12 protein-coding genes and 3 pseudogenes are annotated in these 14350 nt (G+C 57.4%); 6 read left to right on the top strand and 9 right to left on the bottom strand.

Going from position 1 to position 14350, the window contains the following annotated elements:
- Window positions 1-191: 191 nt before the first annotated feature.
- The 5 genes and pseudogenes from AC19YY_RS28845 to AC19YY_RS28865 all read right to left on the bottom strand — a co-directional run.
- On the bottom strand, window positions 192-1316 hold the full coding sequence (locus AC19YY_RS28845) for an alkene reductase (RefSeq protein WP_095030935.1): 1125 nt from the start codon (window positions 1314-1316) through the stop codon (window positions 192-194).
- Window positions 1317-1411: 95 nt separating this feature from the next.
- Entirely contained in the window at window positions 1412-2089 is a 678-nt protein-coding gene (locus tag AC19YY_RS28850) for a type 1 glutamine amidotransferase domain-containing protein (RefSeq protein ID WP_500605196.1), read from the bottom strand.
- 85 nt (window positions 2090-2174) lie between these two features.
- A complete protein-coding gene (locus AC19YY_RS28855) occupies window positions 2175-3332 on the bottom strand; it encodes an iron-containing alcohol dehydrogenase (protein ID WP_500605197.1) in 1158 nt (385 codons plus the stop codon).
- Between the two features lie 27 nt (window positions 3333-3359).
- Window positions 3360-3845 carry an SDR family NAD(P)-dependent oxidoreductase gene (locus tag AC19YY_RS28860; RefSeq protein WP_256579817.1) on the bottom strand — a complete coding sequence of 162 codons (486 nt, stop codon included), beginning with the start codon at window positions 3843-3845 and terminating at the stop codon, window positions 3360-3362.
- A 300-nt stretch (window positions 3846-4145) separates the two neighbouring features.
- A pseudogene (locus AC19YY_RS28865) lies at window positions 4146-4352 on the bottom strand (transposase); the annotation flags it as partial.
- Here AC19YY_RS28865 and AC19YY_RS28870 point away from each other — a divergent pair.
- The 3 genes and pseudogenes from AC19YY_RS28870 to AC19YY_RS28880 all read left to right on the top strand — a co-directional run.
- Window positions 4318-4739: pseudogene (locus tag AC19YY_RS28870) on the top strand (EamA/RhaT family transporter); the annotation flags it as partial. The pseudogenes AC19YY_RS28865 and AC19YY_RS28870 overlap by 35 nt on opposite strands.
- Before the next feature lie 481 nt (window positions 4740-5220).
- A complete protein-coding gene (locus AC19YY_RS28875) occupies window positions 5221-6777 on the top strand; it encodes a methyl-accepting chemotaxis protein (RefSeq protein WP_057978233.1) in 1557 nt (518 codons plus the stop codon).
- Window positions 6778-7029: 252 nt separating this feature from the next.
- Window positions 7030-7146, top strand: a pseudogene (locus AC19YY_RS28880) (lysis protein); the annotation flags it as partial.
- A 602-nt stretch (window positions 7147-7748) separates the two neighbouring features.
- Here AC19YY_RS28880 and mobH read toward each other — a convergent pair.
- The gene (gene mobH / locus AC19YY_RS28885) at window positions 7749-9605 is read right to left on the bottom strand and encodes a MobH family relaxase (RefSeq protein ID WP_057978232.1); all 1857 of its coding nucleotides are present in this window, start codon (window positions 9603-9605) and stop codon (window positions 7749-7751) included.
- 295 nt (window positions 9606-9900) lie between these two features.
- Between mobH and AC19YY_RS28890 the strand changes: the two genes are divergently transcribed.
- Genes AC19YY_RS28890 through AC19YY_RS28900 form a run of 3 tightly spaced genes read left to right on the top strand, consistent with a single transcriptional unit; the run spans window position 9901 to window position 11068 of the window.
- The gene (locus AC19YY_RS28890; RefSeq protein WP_057978243.1) at window positions 9901-10221 is read left to right on the top strand and encodes a type II toxin-antitoxin system PrlF family antitoxin; all 321 of its coding nucleotides are present in this window, start codon (window positions 9901-9903) and stop codon (window positions 10219-10221) included.
- Entirely contained in the window at window positions 10221-10679 is a 459-nt protein-coding gene (locus AC19YY_RS28895) for a type II toxin-antitoxin system YhaV family toxin (protein WP_057978230.1), read from the top strand. Before AC19YY_RS28890 ends, AC19YY_RS28895 begins: the two co-directional genes overlap by 1 nt.
- A gap of 29 nt (window positions 10680-10708) precedes the next feature.
- Window positions 10709-11068: a DUF3742 family protein gene (locus AC19YY_RS28900; RefSeq protein WP_057978241.1), complete on the top strand. Its 360-nt coding sequence runs from the start codon at window positions 10709-10711 to the stop codon at window positions 11066-11068.
- A gap of 8 nt (window positions 11069-11076) precedes the next feature.
- On the opposite strand, the gene AC19YY_RS28905 is transcribed toward AC19YY_RS28900, so the two are convergent.
- Genes AC19YY_RS28905 through AC19YY_RS28915 form a run of 3 tightly spaced genes read right to left on the bottom strand, consistent with a single transcriptional unit; the run spans window position 11077 to window position 14342 of the window.
- Window positions 11077-12600: a conjugal transfer protein TraG N-terminal domain-containing protein gene (locus AC19YY_RS28905; protein ID WP_057978227.1), complete on the bottom strand. Its 1524-nt coding sequence runs from the start codon at window positions 12598-12600 to the stop codon at window positions 11077-11079.
- 15 nt (window positions 12601-12615) lie between these two features.
- Complete coding sequence (locus AC19YY_RS28910; protein ID WP_057978225.1) at window positions 12616-12954, bottom strand: hypothetical protein; 339 nt, start codon at window positions 12952-12954, stop codon at window positions 12616-12618.
- Window positions 12951-14342 carry an integrating conjugative element protein gene (locus tag AC19YY_RS28915; protein WP_057005376.1) on the bottom strand — a complete coding sequence of 464 codons (1392 nt, stop codon included), beginning with the start codon at window positions 14340-14342 and terminating at the stop codon, window positions 12951-12953. The genes AC19YY_RS28910 and AC19YY_RS28915 overlap by 4 nt, the downstream gene beginning before the upstream one ends.
- Window positions 14343-14350 lie beyond the last annotated feature (8 nt).

Below are 14350 nucleotides of genomic sequence, written 5' to 3' on the forward strand. Positions count from 1 at the left end.
GTGGACGGGTAGGCAAGGTGTTGAGTGGCAATCAGGTGTGTCTCGCGAGTAAGGCTCCATTATCCAGACGCGGCATGACGGCGTAAGTAATTCTGCGCTACAGCGAAGTCGCTAGCGAGGTGGCGACCGCTTTTGTTGTGCCTGAAGAATACGGCCGTCAGGGTTAAGCCGTGACGGCCGGTGGAGCGGATTTACTCGGCGTAGGTCGGGTAATCGCTGTACCCCTTTTCCGTGCCGCCGTACATGCTGCTTGGGTCGACCGGGTTGAGCGGCCAGCCATTGGCAATGCGCTGCGGCAAATCGGGGTTGGCAATGAACGGGCGACCAAAGGCAATCAAGTCGCCCAGGCCAGCCTCCAAGGTTTCCGCGCCGCGTTGTGCGGTGTAGCGGCCGGCGTAGATGATGCGCCCGCTAAATACCTGCCTGATTTCGCGGCGGAAGCCTTCGGGAAGCGCCGGGGCATTGTCCCAGTCGGCCTCGGCAATCGACAGGTAGGCGATGCCGGCCTCTTCGAGCACCTTGATGGCCTCGATGTAGGTGCTGTGTGGGTCTTCTTCGACAAGGCCCAAATAGACCCTGTCCTCTGCTGTACTTTCAAACAACGGCGCGAAACGCACGCCTAGGCGGTCAGCACCGACAACTTCGGATACGGCCTGGATAATCTCGCGCAGGAAGCGCAAACGGTTGTGCAGCGAACCGCCATATTCATCGTCGCGCTGGTTGCTGTGGGCGGAGATGAACTGGTTGACCAGATAACCGTTGGCGCAGTGAATTTCCACACCATCAAAGCCTGCACTCAATGCATTGCGCGCGGCCTGCGCGTACAGCTGCACCAGTTCTTTTACCTCGGCATTGGCCAATGCGCGAGGTACCGAAGGCTCGGCTAAAGTACCTGCACCTGGACCGGTTTCAATAAATACTTTGACGTTGTTCGCAGCAATAGCCGAAGGCGCTACTGGTGCGGCACCATTAGGCTGCAGCGAGATGTGCGATACCCGGCCAACGTGCCAGAGCTGGGCGAAAATGATGCTGCCAGCGGCATGCACAGCATCGGTGACGTTGCGCCAACCTTCGATTTGTTCTTGGCTATGAATGCCTGGCGTCCAGGCATAACCTTGGCCACGGGGTTCGATCTGGGTGCCTTCTGTCACCATAAAGCCCGCCCCAGCGCGTTGCTGGTAATAGGTGGCCATCAATGGGTTCGCAATATTCCCTGGCTGTGTGCTGCGCGAGCGGGTCAAGGGTGGCAGAACTATACGGTTGTTGAGCACATAAGGGCCCAGCTGCACTGACTGAAAGAAACGACTTGTATCCATTTTGTGAATTCCTGGTTAGGCCCGCGGCAACCTAAATGGCGCGGGCGAAAGTTGGTATATGCCAGTACTGGTAGAGGCATTAGCCTTACGCGGCCTTAGGCCAGTAGTTTCAGCAAGGCGTGCGCAGTGGCTGCGGAGGAAGCCGGGTTCTGGCCTGTGACAAGCAGCCCGTCGGTTACAACATGGACCTGCCAGTCGGTGTTTTTGCTGTAAATACCGCCCTGCGCCTTGAGCATGTCCTCGACCAGAAACGGCACCACCTGAGTCAGGCCCGCGGCGTCTTCCTCGCTATTGCTGAAACCGGTGACCGCTTTGCCTGCGATCAGTGGCTTACCGTCGCTGCCCTTGACGTGGAGCAATACCGCCGGCGCGTGACAAACAGTTGCGATCGGCTTGCCGGATGCGTTGGCGTGCTCGATCAGGGAGATGGACGTGACATCTTCGGCAAGATCCCACAGCGGGCCATGGCCGCCGGGGTAGAACACAGCATCAAACTCGGCGCTGGAGAGGTCACTGAGCGTTCGCGTATTTGCCAACGCTTTCATGGCGGCGGTATCGGCCTCAAAGCGACGAGTGGCGTCGGTCTGGAAGTCGGGCTCGTTACTCTTCGGATCCAGCGGTGGCAGGCCGCCTTTTGGCGATGCCAGAGTCAACTGCGCACCGGCATCGAGGAAGGCGTAGTAAGGCGCGGCAAGCTCTTCAAGCCAGAAGCCGGTCTTTTCGCCCGTGTCGCCCAGTTGGTCGTGGGAGGTTAAAACGACGAGGATTTTCATGCGGTTTACCTTTTGCTTCAATACGCGGGTTGGCGTTTTTCAGTTAATTGCTGCGCCGCTAATTAATGGGCGCATCGAAGAGGGCTTAGAGACTCGCCTCTAAAATCTGGCGGCTGACGTCTAGGGTGACGTTGCTGTGTTCACCCAGTGCCGTCAGGCGTAGAGCATCTAGCTGCTTGAGCAATCCGTCGATGTCGTCCGCGTCGAGTTGGTAAGCTGCTAGGCGCGTGGGTAAGCCCAGGCTCTCGAAGAACGTCCGGGTCTTCTGGATGGCGGCATCAATGCGCTGCTCGTCATCCCCTTGACTGATGTGCCATACCCGCTCGGCGTATTGCAGCAACTTGGCGCGCTTGGCCTCACGGCGAACCTCTAGGTTGGCGGGCAATACGATTGCGAGCGTGCGTGCGTGATCGATGCCGTGCAGTGCGGTCAGCTCATGGCCGATCATGTGGGTGGACCAGTCCTGCGGCACGCCCGCGCCGATCAGGCCATTGAGCGCTAAGGTAGCGGTCCACATGAGGTTGGCGCGGGTGCTGTAGTCCGCGGACTCTTTCAGTATTTGCGGGCCGATTTCGATCAGTGTTTGCAGCAGCCCCTCAGCGAATCGGTCCTGAACCCGGGCATCCACCGGGTAGGTCAGGTACTGCTCCATCACATGCACGAACGCGTCGACCACACCGTTTGCCAGTTGGCGAACAGGTAGGGTTTGCGTCTTACTGGGGTCGAGAATCGAGAACTGCGGGAACACATGGACGCTGCGAAAGGGCAGCTTGGCTTGCGTCGCCCGGCGAGTGACCACTCCGCTATGGTTCATTTCAGAGCCGGTGGCGGGAAGCGTCAGCACGTTAGCGAACGGAAGCGCTTGGCGGATTCCTGCCCCGCGTGTTTCCAAAATGTTCCAGGCATCGCCCTCGTAACCGACCGCAGCCGCGACGAACTTGGTGCCGTCGATCACCGAGCCACCACCCACTGCGAGCAGGAAGTCCAGCTGCTGCTCACGGACCTGCGCCACGGCCTGCATCAAGGTTTCGTAGCTTGGGTTCGGTTCTATACCGCCGAACTCCTGTACATGCCGGGCACCCAGCGCTTCATTTACTTGCGCCAGGGTGCCGGTCTTGCGAGCGCTCTGGCCGCCGAAAAGCACCATTACGCGTGCATCGGTCGGCACCAAATCATCCAGGCGGGCGATCGTGTCGGGGCCAAAGACAATGCGGGTGGGATTGTAGAAGTCGAAATTAAACATGCAGTTACCTATAAATAGACCAGTCTGCTATTCGATGTGCAGAGCTAGATGCGCTACCTGTCGCGGCTTAGCCTTATTCATTGGCTGATGCGAGCATTCGTTGGTCTGGATTAGGCAGCTGGCTACAATATAGGTAGAAATAGACCAGTCGTCTATGGCAAAGTGGGTTACGTTGAACGTGCCATTGAGGTTGACTTGAACCACCTTCGCCCACTCAGCCGGATCCAATTTCTCGACAGGAGCGGTAGGCCCTGAGATACCAGCGTTATTAACCAGGACGTCCAGGCCGCCCAGGGTCTTGGCTGCCAGCGCGACCATTTTTTCAATGTCAGCTTGACTGGAGATGTCGCACAGGGTGGTTTGTACTCCTGGGAAATCCGTTTCGAGTTTTGCTAGGCCATTGGAATCAATGTCACAAACAAAAACCTTGGCACCTTTGGCCGTGAAGGCTTCGACAATGGCACGGCCGATACCACCCGCCCCTGCTGTAATCAAAACACGTTGCGCCGTCATGCTTAGTCTCCTATCACGTAAGAACAGGCAGAGCCGTAAATCCGGACTCTCTAGGGTTACTCAGTCACGTATACGATAGCTCCCGAGTTTTAATAAATGAAATCTATGATTGATATATGTCATATAATTAGACCAAATAGGTTTAGGGGAGGTCTGAAGCCCCCCCCCCCCCCCCCGATTTATTGACATTCCAGCCATTGGGAGTTCAAAAGTCGGTGGACAGCCAAAAATCAGGTGTTGGTTCTACTTAATTTATTGTTTTTCCTTTGAATAACACCTTTTATCCGCGCATTTCGCGAATCACAGGCGCACCACTTCCGCAACCAGCAGCCGTTTTCGCATCTTCAGGTTCGACAAGGCAAATAGCGTGGTCTGTTGCGCGGTGTTTTTCATCCGTCCGCGATAGCGCACTTTCGTATTGCCAAACTGGCGTTTGATCACTCGAAGTGGATGTTCAACCTTGGCCCTTACTGTAACTACGCTCGGCCCAATACTTCTGGTTGGCTTTCTAGGGTATGGCGTCAGCTTGGTGTTGTTCGTCCTTGCCCTTCGCGGACTTGGAAACGCTCGAGTCGGTGCGTGCTTCTCAACGCCTCCATTTCTGGGGGCGGTTATCTCGATTCTGATCCTGGGTGAGTCAGTGTCGCTTTTGTTCTTATTCGCTGCCGCATTGATGGCCATCGGTGTCTGGATTTATCTCACCGAAAATCACGCTCACGAACATCAGCACAACCTCTCAAGCACAGCCATCGTCATATCCATGACGAGCACCACCAGCATGAGCATGAATTCGACTGGGATGGAGTGGAACCACGTAGCCACTTACATGAGCACGCCGCGATCCAGCACACCCACTCGCACTTCCCCGACATCCATCATTGTCACAAACATTGATCCTATTGGGCAGATCGACAGTATTCACTTTGACGGGCACCGACTCGGCTGCTGGCCAAATGCGATATCAGCGTAATATGGGTTTATCCCGCATTTTATCCGAGAGCCATGTCAGCCGGGCCTTCCTGCTGGCTGGTGTTGGCCAGGGACGGCGAATCCGTCTCATGCCTGTCCCACCTCTGTCCGCCATTCCGTCAAAGCGTGGTCAAAGTGGCGGACACCAGGGCATAGGCATACCCCATAACCTTGTCACTCTCCGACACACCGTGTTGATTCCTATACTGAGTGTCATTTCCTACACGCCGGAACCTGAGAAAACCTGATATTCAAACCGCAGGTGGCGGGTCATTCATGGGGGTTTGAGCCTCTGAGCCTCGAGACACATTCCGCAATATGTTATTGCTCAAGCCTATCGACGAGCCAACCGATAAACATCTGTGATAAATCCGTAGGCAAACTCAATCTACTGCTTGGAGTATTTATGTTCGGCTGGATCAGCAATATCCGTGTAGGTACCAAGCTCGGTCTTGGGTTCGGCCTGGTATTGGCGCTGACTTTTTTCCTTGCTCTCACCGGCTGGATAGCCATCAATGTTCTTGCTGAACGCGGCGTCAAAGTACAGGACATCGCTCGTGTCAGCGAGATGACCAAGGACCTGCGAATTCATCGTTTGCAGATGGAGCTCAACCCAAAGGGGGAGAGCTCCCGGATGATCCTCCAGACGCTCGACGAACTGGCTGGGTATTTGAACTCTGCGCGTGTCCAACTGACTGTGCCCAGCGATGCGGCGCTGATTGATCAGCAGATAGCCGCGGTCAAGGTGTATCGCGATGCCTTGGGCGCCTTAAACCAGGTGGGAACCAATCTGGCTCCGGTGTTCGCCCGAATGGGCGCGCAAGGCGACATTTTGCTCAATACCACCCAGCAGTTGATAGCGTCGCAATCTGCCAAGCGCGATGCCGATTCGTCTTTTGCTAAAACTCTGCTTGCTAGTATCGCTGCGCTGGCGTTGCTGCTCGGCGCCGTCGCGGCTTGGATCATTACCCGGCAAATCGTTACACCGTTGCAAAATGTCCTCAAGGACGTCGATCGTATTGCCTCCGGCGATTTGAGTCAGGATTTGGAGGTTAATCGCCGCGATGAGCTGGGTCAACTGCAGAGAAGCCTGCAACAGATGACCACCAGCCTGCGCGAACTGATTGGCGGTATCGGCGCCAGTGTCATCCAGATTGCTAGCGCTGCTGAAGAGTTGTCAGCCGTCACCGAGCAGACCAGTGCTGGTGTGAACAGCCAAAAAGTCGAAACTGATCAAGTTGCTACTGCCATGAACGAAATGACCTCCACCGTGCAAGAGGTCGCGCGTAATGCGAAAGAGGCCTCTGACGCCGCCGCTACCGCAGATAAGCAGGCCCGCGAAGGTGACAAAGTTGTTGGTGAGGCCGTGGCTCAAATCGAACGCCTGGCTATCGAAGTCGGCAACTCCACCGTGGCTATGAGTAATCTCAGAGAGGAAAGCGACAAAATCGGCGGCGTGCTTGATGTTATTAAGGCGGTCGCACAACAAACCAATCTACTCGCTCTCAATGCCGCCATTGAGGCAGCGCGAGCGGGTGAAGCTGGACGAGGTTTTGCGGTAGTTGCCGATGAAGTTCGTAGCTTGGCGCAGCGTACCCAGCAATCTACCGAGGAAATTGAAACGCTGATCTCCAGCTTGAAAAACGGCACTCAAGAAGTCTCCGCCGTTATGGAGAGCAGTCGTATATTGACTGATAACAGTGTTGAATTAACTCGTCGTGCCGGAACCTCTCTGGAAAATATCGCCCGCACGGTGTCTACAATCCAGTTGATGAATCAGCAGATTGCCTCAGCCGCTGAACAGCAGAGCGCAGTGGCTGAAGAGATTAACCGTAGCGTGCTGAACGTGCGTGATATTTCTGAACAAACCGCTGGCGCGAGTGATGAGACAGCCGCCTCAAGTATCGAGTTGGCACGCTTAGGTCATGAACTTGACGACTTGGTTAAGCGCTTTCGACTATAGGGCTGGTCTAAAGCGCACCCCAATCAGCTATCCAGGATAGATTGAGGCTGACGAGCATGACTGCATGGGGGCGCTTCACAAATTGGAGTAGCGCTTTACGCAACACCTCCGCAGGCTTGTTCCGCAACTGGCCAAGCTGCCAGTGAAAAACACTGCAATATCGTGAAAACCATAGTGGAAACCAGCGTCTGGAAACCATGACTTTTGACAGCAGGTGCGCCGCTGTCTGGTTTGCTGTAGTGCCGTACCCAGCGGGCCAGATTTGCCCCAGCACATGCTCAACGAATTATCGGAATCACCGACGCCAGCGATCAAGGACTGATCGCGTTACGGGCTTGCCAGGCGTACGTCAGGGCCGTGGTGCGCTAAGCTGATCTTGAAGGTTAAGCCATGCACAAGGAGCGGCGATGGATCAGCATTTTATTTGGATGGGAATACTACTGATCGTTTCCTGGGTCGTAAGCTTGTCGCTGATTATGTACGTGCTCGCCAAGTAGAAAAGCAAAGCCCCGGAGGTTCGCGGCTCCAGGGCTTCTATTTTCGCCTCCATCCCTTAATGTTTGGCGAACGTGGTCAAGAGATTACCAGCGGTCTCTGGATATTTCACTACGACTATAGGTGATTGTGTTCGGTCAGCGGGGTGTCGAGGGAGGAAGTGCGAAATTCGCACGCCCTTTTAACCATCTTCCTTGTTAGCCGCCGATGGCATCGTGAAGCACGACCTCATGCACTAACTATCCCTCACCGCTGGTGGAAAACCCCGGAGACTCGTGGAGCAGTCGTCGATGGCTATCCAACGTCCCCCGCTGGGGGAGTTGTCCGTCGCCAGCCGAGACTGGAGACTTCCGGCAATGGCGGGAGTTAGCTTCCTCAAATTGTGGGCGTTGGCCAGCCCGCAGTGCGGGGCGAGGTTTTGTCACTCAACCGTGGGGGGATCATCGCAGGAAGAATATCGTTTACGTGAGAGCCTTTCATATCGCGCCCTTGTGCTTCGCGGCAGAGTTCGTCGTTGACAACACCGTGAGATAGGGGTTGTTCATAGGGATGTCATTGAACAGTCGCAGAGGGTCATTCAGCAGATAGCCATGCAGCCTGCGTGATTTGCGCGGTCCGGTGACTTCACAGGACCAGATGTTCAAGCCGTTCTCCTGCTTTCGGTGCAAGTCCAGCTTCTCGAAGCGCTTTTGCACCCACTGCCAGTCTGTCGTCTTTTCTTCTTTGGCGAAGACGGCTGACTGTGGGTGTTCCTGTGCGTAACGTTGAAACAGCCCAGGACTCACCAGGTACACGGTATCGGCTACGGTATGGACCAGAGCTTTCGCGTCATTGATGATCAGCTTGCGGCTATCAATGTGCTGGTGCAGCCAAATCATGAAGTGTTCGCCTGAGAGCCGCGTCCATGGGGCTTGCTCCTGTATGACAGATACTGGTGACGTAGCAGGCGCATTGGATTCTTGTTGAACTGGCGTTCGTTTGGGTTCGTTGTTGCCCGGTGGTGAAGGTCTAATGTGTGCGTTATCCGGCGTGGCGAACAACTCCAGTAGATCATCCAGTCCATCAGCAGGGACCGCGGTTGCGGCTGGTATCACTGGTGCGGATGAAGGCCTTCCGTTCACCGTCATCGCAGCGGCTTCGCCACTGGGCGGTATGCAGGCGGTAGACTCTATTGACGCAGCTTCTTCCTGTACGACCTTCACAGTGCCGCTAAAGGGCGAGGGCCGCTCCCCGGTTTCCCAGATTAAGGCTGGGGCCAGCCGTAGCAAGGTGAACGTATGCGACCATCCACCCTCGCTCGTGATGACTGCCTTCCAGATGGCCTTGTCATCGGCTGTTGGCTGAAGCATGCCGTGATCTTGCAGAACGTTGAATACTGCGGTGTTACTCGATGGGATGCCTTCGATGCCTTGCGAAAGCAGGTGCGCGCGCAGCTTGTCTGAGACGGTCTTGCTGACGAGCCATAAGGCGTCCTGTGTCAGCCAGCCATCTGATGCTTGGGGCTGGTTCAACCTCAGCTCCTCCTTAAGCAGGAAGCGCAGTCCCTCCAGCAGTTTGCGTTGCAGTGCGTGTTTCGGCGCGGCCATCGCCCTGGCTGGATCGCCACCCAACTCCTGAGCGACAGAGGCACGGTCGGCCTGGGTTACGAGCTCACCGAGCACGCCGGCATGTTCATATTGGCCTGCCAGCACATACAGTAACGACGACCACAGCGCGGGATAGTCGCTGAGCCAGTCCAGGATGTGACCATCAAGCAGGCGGTTGTAGAGTAGTCCGGTTGCGGCACTGTGCAGCCGGTACTCACGCTCCTTGCGATAGCGGAAGCGGTACGGATGCAACAATGGTCCGTGCCAGGGGTGCCAGGTGTTGCCGTCGGCATATTCCACATGAAGGTCGACGGCGATCTTGCCAATATCGTGCAGGAGCGCTGCGTAGGCAATGGCGGCTGTCCAGGCTTCGGCTTGTGCTACTTGGTCCTCAGGTGTTGTGCCTGCTGGAAGAAGGTGCGATTGCCGCAGCTTGAGCGCGTAGGCGACGATTTCCAGCCCGTGGTCGAGCATGCCGCCTGGATAGGCATGGTGATGGCTTTCCGACGCGGGGAACTGCTGGACCAACTCGGCGTAACGTTCCAGTGGTGCGAGATACAGGGACCTGAACTGCTTGCGTGAGAGCGAAGTACGTTGCCAGATGTGTTCTAGCAACTTCTGCCGGCGTGGGGTGGCCAGCAGCGATGCGGCCGACTCCGGCCGCGTCAGCCCCTTACCTTTTACAGCCGCTTCCGTGGGCGCCATCGGTGCCGACGCCGAGCGTTTTCGTTGGAACAGCGCGAACATGATGTCACCTGACGTTGCGGTGGATGGGAGAGCCTTTTCCTTTTACGGGTAGAGCCTTTCCCCTTGCCCCCATTCCATTGACCCTTCCCAGCCCTTTTACCTTTATCGAAGCCTTTACATGTAGCTCGGCTCGGGGAGTCGCTCTACAAGCTATCCGACACGGGGTCAGTCCTTTTTTTTTTGAGGTAAGCGCGATCCGCCTACCGGCGTCTGAAGATCTCGCCAATCTGTCTTGACGAGGAAAGGAATGTTCCTTACCATCGAAAAAACTGTCATCCAAGGAGCACGCCACGCCATGCCAGCCATTCATGAACTAGCCACGCTCACATCGAAGGGCCAGATCACGCTGCCCAAGCCGATCCGTCAGGCGTTGGGCGTCGATACCGGCGGCAAGGTAGCGTTCGACCTGGGCGAGGATGGACAGATTGTTGTCACCCGCGCGAATGCCGAGCACGAAGATCCGGCCATCGGCGCGTTTCTGAGTCTGTTGGCCCGCGATATCGAGGCTGGTCGGCATGTTCGCGGGTTGCCGGACGAACTGGCTCACGCCATGCTGATGCAGGCTGGGCGTGATGTGAATCTGACCAACGAGATTGACGGCGATGTGGCGCTCTGATGCAGCGGCACGGATGGACGCTACTCTTCCACGACTGTGTGATCGAGCAGTTGCAGAGGTTGTATACCGCCGCGCAGCGCGCGGAGCAGAATGACCCGATAGGATTTGCATCCAATGCCAACGTCAAGCTGTTCCGAGCCCTGAGCCAACTGGTGCTTGAAGTCGTTCCCGATGAGCCGGCGCGCGATGAGTACCGTCAAGGAAACACACTGGGGCCGGAATACCGCCACTGGCGAAGGGCCAAGATTGGGAGACGGTTTCGGCTATTCTTCCGTTATGACTCGAGGGCGAAAGTGATTGTCTACGCTTGGGTCAACGATGAGCAAACGCTGCGTGCATCGGGGAGCAAGTCCGATCCATATGCGGTGTTTGAGAAGATGCTGGGTCGTGGAAATCCGCCAGACGACTGGGACGCGTTGGTGACAGCCAGCCGGCAGAATTGGAGCAAACTGGAGTAATTGTTCAACGCGCTTAGCAGGTGATGACTATGAGCACAAGAACTCGCATCAGCAATGCAGAACGCTTTGGCCGCTGGCTCGGCCGCAGATGGCGTGCTTATGTGTGCAGAGAGCGGCGGGTATCGGGATGGCTGATTGGGCAAGGCGTGCCTACGTCAGCGGCGGCTGTGTTGATCTGGGGCGTCAAGCTCGCGGTACTGGCTGTGCTGCTCTATACCGCGTTCTGGCTGGCTTTGCTGCTGATATTCGGCGTGGTCATCTCCCGGGTGGCAAATAACGCAGAATTAGATGAAACGTCTGAGCCTGAGTGGAAAAACGGACCAGCCGGCTTCGGACTTTACACGTATGATGGCTATCGTATCGATCCGCACGTTCATGATGACAATTGACTACCCGCTCATTTCTTTGAAACGGCCTTCATCAATGCATTGGGTCCCTTTCCACCGGCGGCTTTTGCATCTCCTGTAGCGCCAACAAGCCCCTGAAGAATGTTCCCTGCTTGGATACCCGCCCAAGATAGCGCCATCACCCAGAAGGTTGGCAGCACAATGAACATCGTCCCCATGACGAAGTTCAGCAACAGATCGCCAAAGGCGTTGTTCAACCCCATCACTGGATCGAAATTAGTGACGGGCCGGTTCCAACCCCAGCCCGAGCCATAGAGCGCGTTGAGGATGGTGCTGTCGATCCAGCGAGCGAGCTGGAACCAGAAGTCGACGAAGAACAGCGCGAACTGGACCACGCTGACGGTGACCACGGTCTTCAGGTCGTAGGTGCCCATCAACAGCACTAGCGGGATGCAGATCACCAAGGCCATCTTCAGCAGCGACAACACCATTGGCAGGGCCTGGCGCACCACGTCCATCGCCGGAAATGCAGGAATGGCTCCCACCGCAAGACCTACGTCGCCCGCCGTGCGGGTAACGATGTTCGGCAGGGTCTTGTCGATCTGGCCACCATAGTCGGTGTAAACCGTTCCCTGATTGAGCTTCTGTTGGCGCGGGGAGGCGATCGCACGGACCACCGAGTTATCCACTTCGGCACGACTCAAGAATCCGGCCCATCCTGCCATTCGGTTGAGCAGGTTGGGGTCGACTTGGGCCAATAGCCGTGTGCGCAACCCGTTACTGCCATCGCTCCACCACTGATGACATGTTGGATAACCCGCTCCGCTCGGCACCTGTGCGAGTCCGGCGTCTCGGTTGCTATCGTAGGGCCAGCCATCACGGGGTGTCTTAGCATGGTAGGTGTCGTAGAAACCGTTGGTGTTGACGAAGTAACTGGAGCCGATCCAGGTCACGTCATGCATCTGTGCTTCATCCAGTTCCGGTCGACTCATGAACAATTTCGCCCTGGCGGGTCCATAGCAGTCGTGGGTGAAGTCCGCCACGTCCTGTGCGAGGAGGGGGTCGTCAATGCGCGTAGTGTTGATGTCCATCCTCATTTGTCGCAGATCTGTTCCGCACGGGATCGCCGCAACCGAGGCCCCCGTCACCGCACGCGAGAGTGCATGCATGAATGCCCACCACACCGGCACCTTGGCACTCTGGTTGTTGAGCGTGCTGAATGACTGCGACCAGCCGGTATCCGTAGGTTGCGGAATATTAACCTGGCACTGTGCCGATCGCGCCTGGTCGTACTTGATCGTGCCGAGGTCAATATCGATAAACGGGATGCCGGCGAACATCAGCACGACGATGGCCACCCAGATGCGGTTCTCGATGCGCATCGAGGACAGTACGCCCTTGTTGCCTTCGTCGGCCCCTTCAGTACGTGCTTTGAGCCATTCCTGGATAATAATGGCTATAAAGGGAATGGCGAACACGCCGCTGGAAACCAGCACCGCCCAGATGCCGTTGTGGACGATCCAGCCCACGAGGGTCAGGTAATACTCCAGATAGTCAGTGGTGAAAAGCGTCATGTTCCAGGTCTCCCGCTAGACCGCCTGCATCAGCAGGCTGGCCTCCAGTGCGACGATCGCAGTGACTCCGGCGATTTCGGTACGTAGCAGCCGGCGCTGTGTCGAGGCATCCGATTCGCGTGCCAGCAACCGACGGCGCATCCACACCCAGCCATAGACAGTCGCCCCGTAGAGGCAGAGCCGCCACAGCAGGAAGTAGCCAGCCGCGTTCGCCAGCCAGAGTTCCCAGCCGGCAATGCTGCCGACCCGATAGAGGCCAGCGATGTTGGCCGCCACTGCCAGCGCAACGAGCAGCAGCATCCATAGCAATGCCCTGGCGACGCGCCAGCGCGGCCGTAGCCATGCTGCGTTCATGGCGGGTCTCCTGGATGGGAGCGCTGTAACTGGTCGAGGCGATCCGGCACCGGGTCGCCCTCGTAGATACCACGCGAGCCTGACGCGCGCGTGCCATGGCGCTGAATGATCGTCATCGGCGAGTTGTTTGCCAGCTCGCGCCTGATCTCCAATTCGGTTTTGAGGTTGAGGATTTCGCGGTCGAGCGTGTCGCTTTCATGATTGACCGCTTCGACGGCCAATTGGTTAGCCGCGACATTGGGTTCTTTCTTGCCGGTCAATAGTGTGCGCTGCAGCAGCAGAGCCTTTTCCAGTACCGACGCCAGCGCTACCTCGGACGCTAGGCGGTGGGCGAGGACATCTTGGTCGGGTTCATCGCGCAGCGCTTCGATCACGCCGCGGGTAACCGGCAAGGATGTACTGCCGGCTGCACGCAAGTTCTCAGCGGTGGTATGGCGGGCGCCGCTGATCAATTCCTGCAGCGTTTCCAGCTTGGCCTCGTACTCTTCCTGAATCAGCGGCGTCAACCCGACGCCTGGCACGGTCTGGGTCTTGGTGCAGATCGCGCAGGTGCGCTGCTCCTGTTCGCCGAGCACGCGTGTGGCCCAGTCGGTGGCCGCTTGCGGCGACGACCAGGTCTGGCAGGCCAGGCTATTACAGCTCGTCGGGTCGATGGATGTTGGGTCGGTTGCACTGCGGCCATTGACCAGGTTGTAGCCGGCACGCGTTACATCGCCGATCACTTTGATCGACGGCTGGCCGGCACCGCCAGCATTGCCGCCGCCCACCCACGGCACGCCATCCTTGCCCCGGCTGGTCTCAGCCTGTTCGATGGCTGACACCGCGTCAGTGCTCGCCACCGCCTGGCGCAACGCCATCCCCTCGGCGAGCTGGCTCCAGCTCATCTGTCCGCCTGCCGTGTCGGCCATCTTCTCGGCCATCGCGCGGCAGGTCAGTTTGGAACGATCGAAATCGAGCCTGGCCTGAAGAATACCGTTGGTCAACAGGTTGTAGAGGCCGGGGTCTGCCCGCTGAATGATCAGCGCCGGCAACGACGCGACCGCGCTCGTCGCGTTCTGGATCACGCTGCTCATGATGTTCTGAAAGCCATTGGTGAGGCCGTTGAGCTGATTCTGGATCGTGGTGCTGATGTTCATGTCGCCGCACATCAGGTTGCTGTTCCAGCCCGCGCCCACACCGAGCGAATGCATGCCGGCCGCGCGGCTCATAGACACCGCGCTGCCGCCACCGATCGAATACATGAGGTCGTCGCCAATCACGCTGCCGCTGTTCTGGAAACCGTCGGTTTGGGCCGATACCAGGTTGCTGACCAGCACCAGCGCGCTGGCCAGCAGGGCCACCTGCCACCGCAACGGCAATGGGTGGAAGAGGGTGACAGGACGCTTCATTGTTTTCC

This window comes from Pseudomonas sp. MF09156, assembly GCF_059862305.1.

Excerpts from the sequence above, each read along its gene's own strand:
- AC19YY_RS28895 (WP_057978230.1), top strand. The coding sequence starts at position 10,221 with ATGCAGCGGCACGGATGGACGCTACTCTTCCACGACTGTGTGATCGAG.
- AC19YY_RS28915 (WP_057005376.1), bottom strand. The coding sequence starts at position 14,342 with ATGAAGCGTCCTGTCACCCTCTTCCACCCATTGCCGTTGCGGTGGCAG.
- AC19YY_RS28850 (WP_500605196.1), bottom strand. The coding sequence starts at position 2,089 with ATGAAAATCCTCGTCGTTTTAACCTCCCACGACCAACTGGGCGACACG.
- AC19YY_RS28855 (WP_500605197.1), bottom strand. The coding sequence starts at position 3,332 with ATGTTTAATTTCGACTTCTACAATCCCACCCGCATTGTCTTTGGCCCC.
- AC19YY_RS28905 (WP_057978227.1), bottom strand. The coding sequence starts at position 12,600 with ATGACGCTTTTCACCACTGACTATCTGGAGTATTACCTGACCCTCGTG.
- AC19YY_RS28890 (WP_057978243.1), top strand. The coding sequence starts at position 9,901 with ATGCCAGCCATTCATGAACTAGCCACGCTCACATCGAAGGGCCAGATC.
- AC19YY_RS28845 (WP_095030935.1), bottom strand. The coding sequence starts at position 1,316 with ATGGATACAAGTCGTTTCTTTCAGTCAGTGCAGCTGGGCCCTTATGTG.
- AC19YY_RS28875 (WP_057978233.1), top strand. The coding sequence starts at position 5,221 with ATGTTCGGCTGGATCAGCAATATCCGTGTAGGTACCAAGCTCGGTCTT.
- AC19YY_RS28860 (WP_256579817.1), bottom strand. The coding sequence starts at position 3,845 with ATGACGGCGCAACGTGTTTTGATTACAGCAGGGGCGGGTGGTATCGGC.
- AC19YY_RS28910 (WP_057978225.1), bottom strand. The coding sequence starts at position 12,954 with ATGAACGCAGCATGGCTACGGCCGCGCTGGCGCGTCGCCAGGGCATTG.
- mobH (WP_057978232.1), bottom strand. The coding sequence starts at position 9,605 with ATGTTCGCGCTGTTCCAACGAAAACGCTCGGCGTCGGCACCGATGGCG.
- AC19YY_RS28900 (WP_057978241.1), top strand. The coding sequence starts at position 10,709 with ATGAGCACAAGAACTCGCATCAGCAATGCAGAACGCTTTGGCCGCTGG.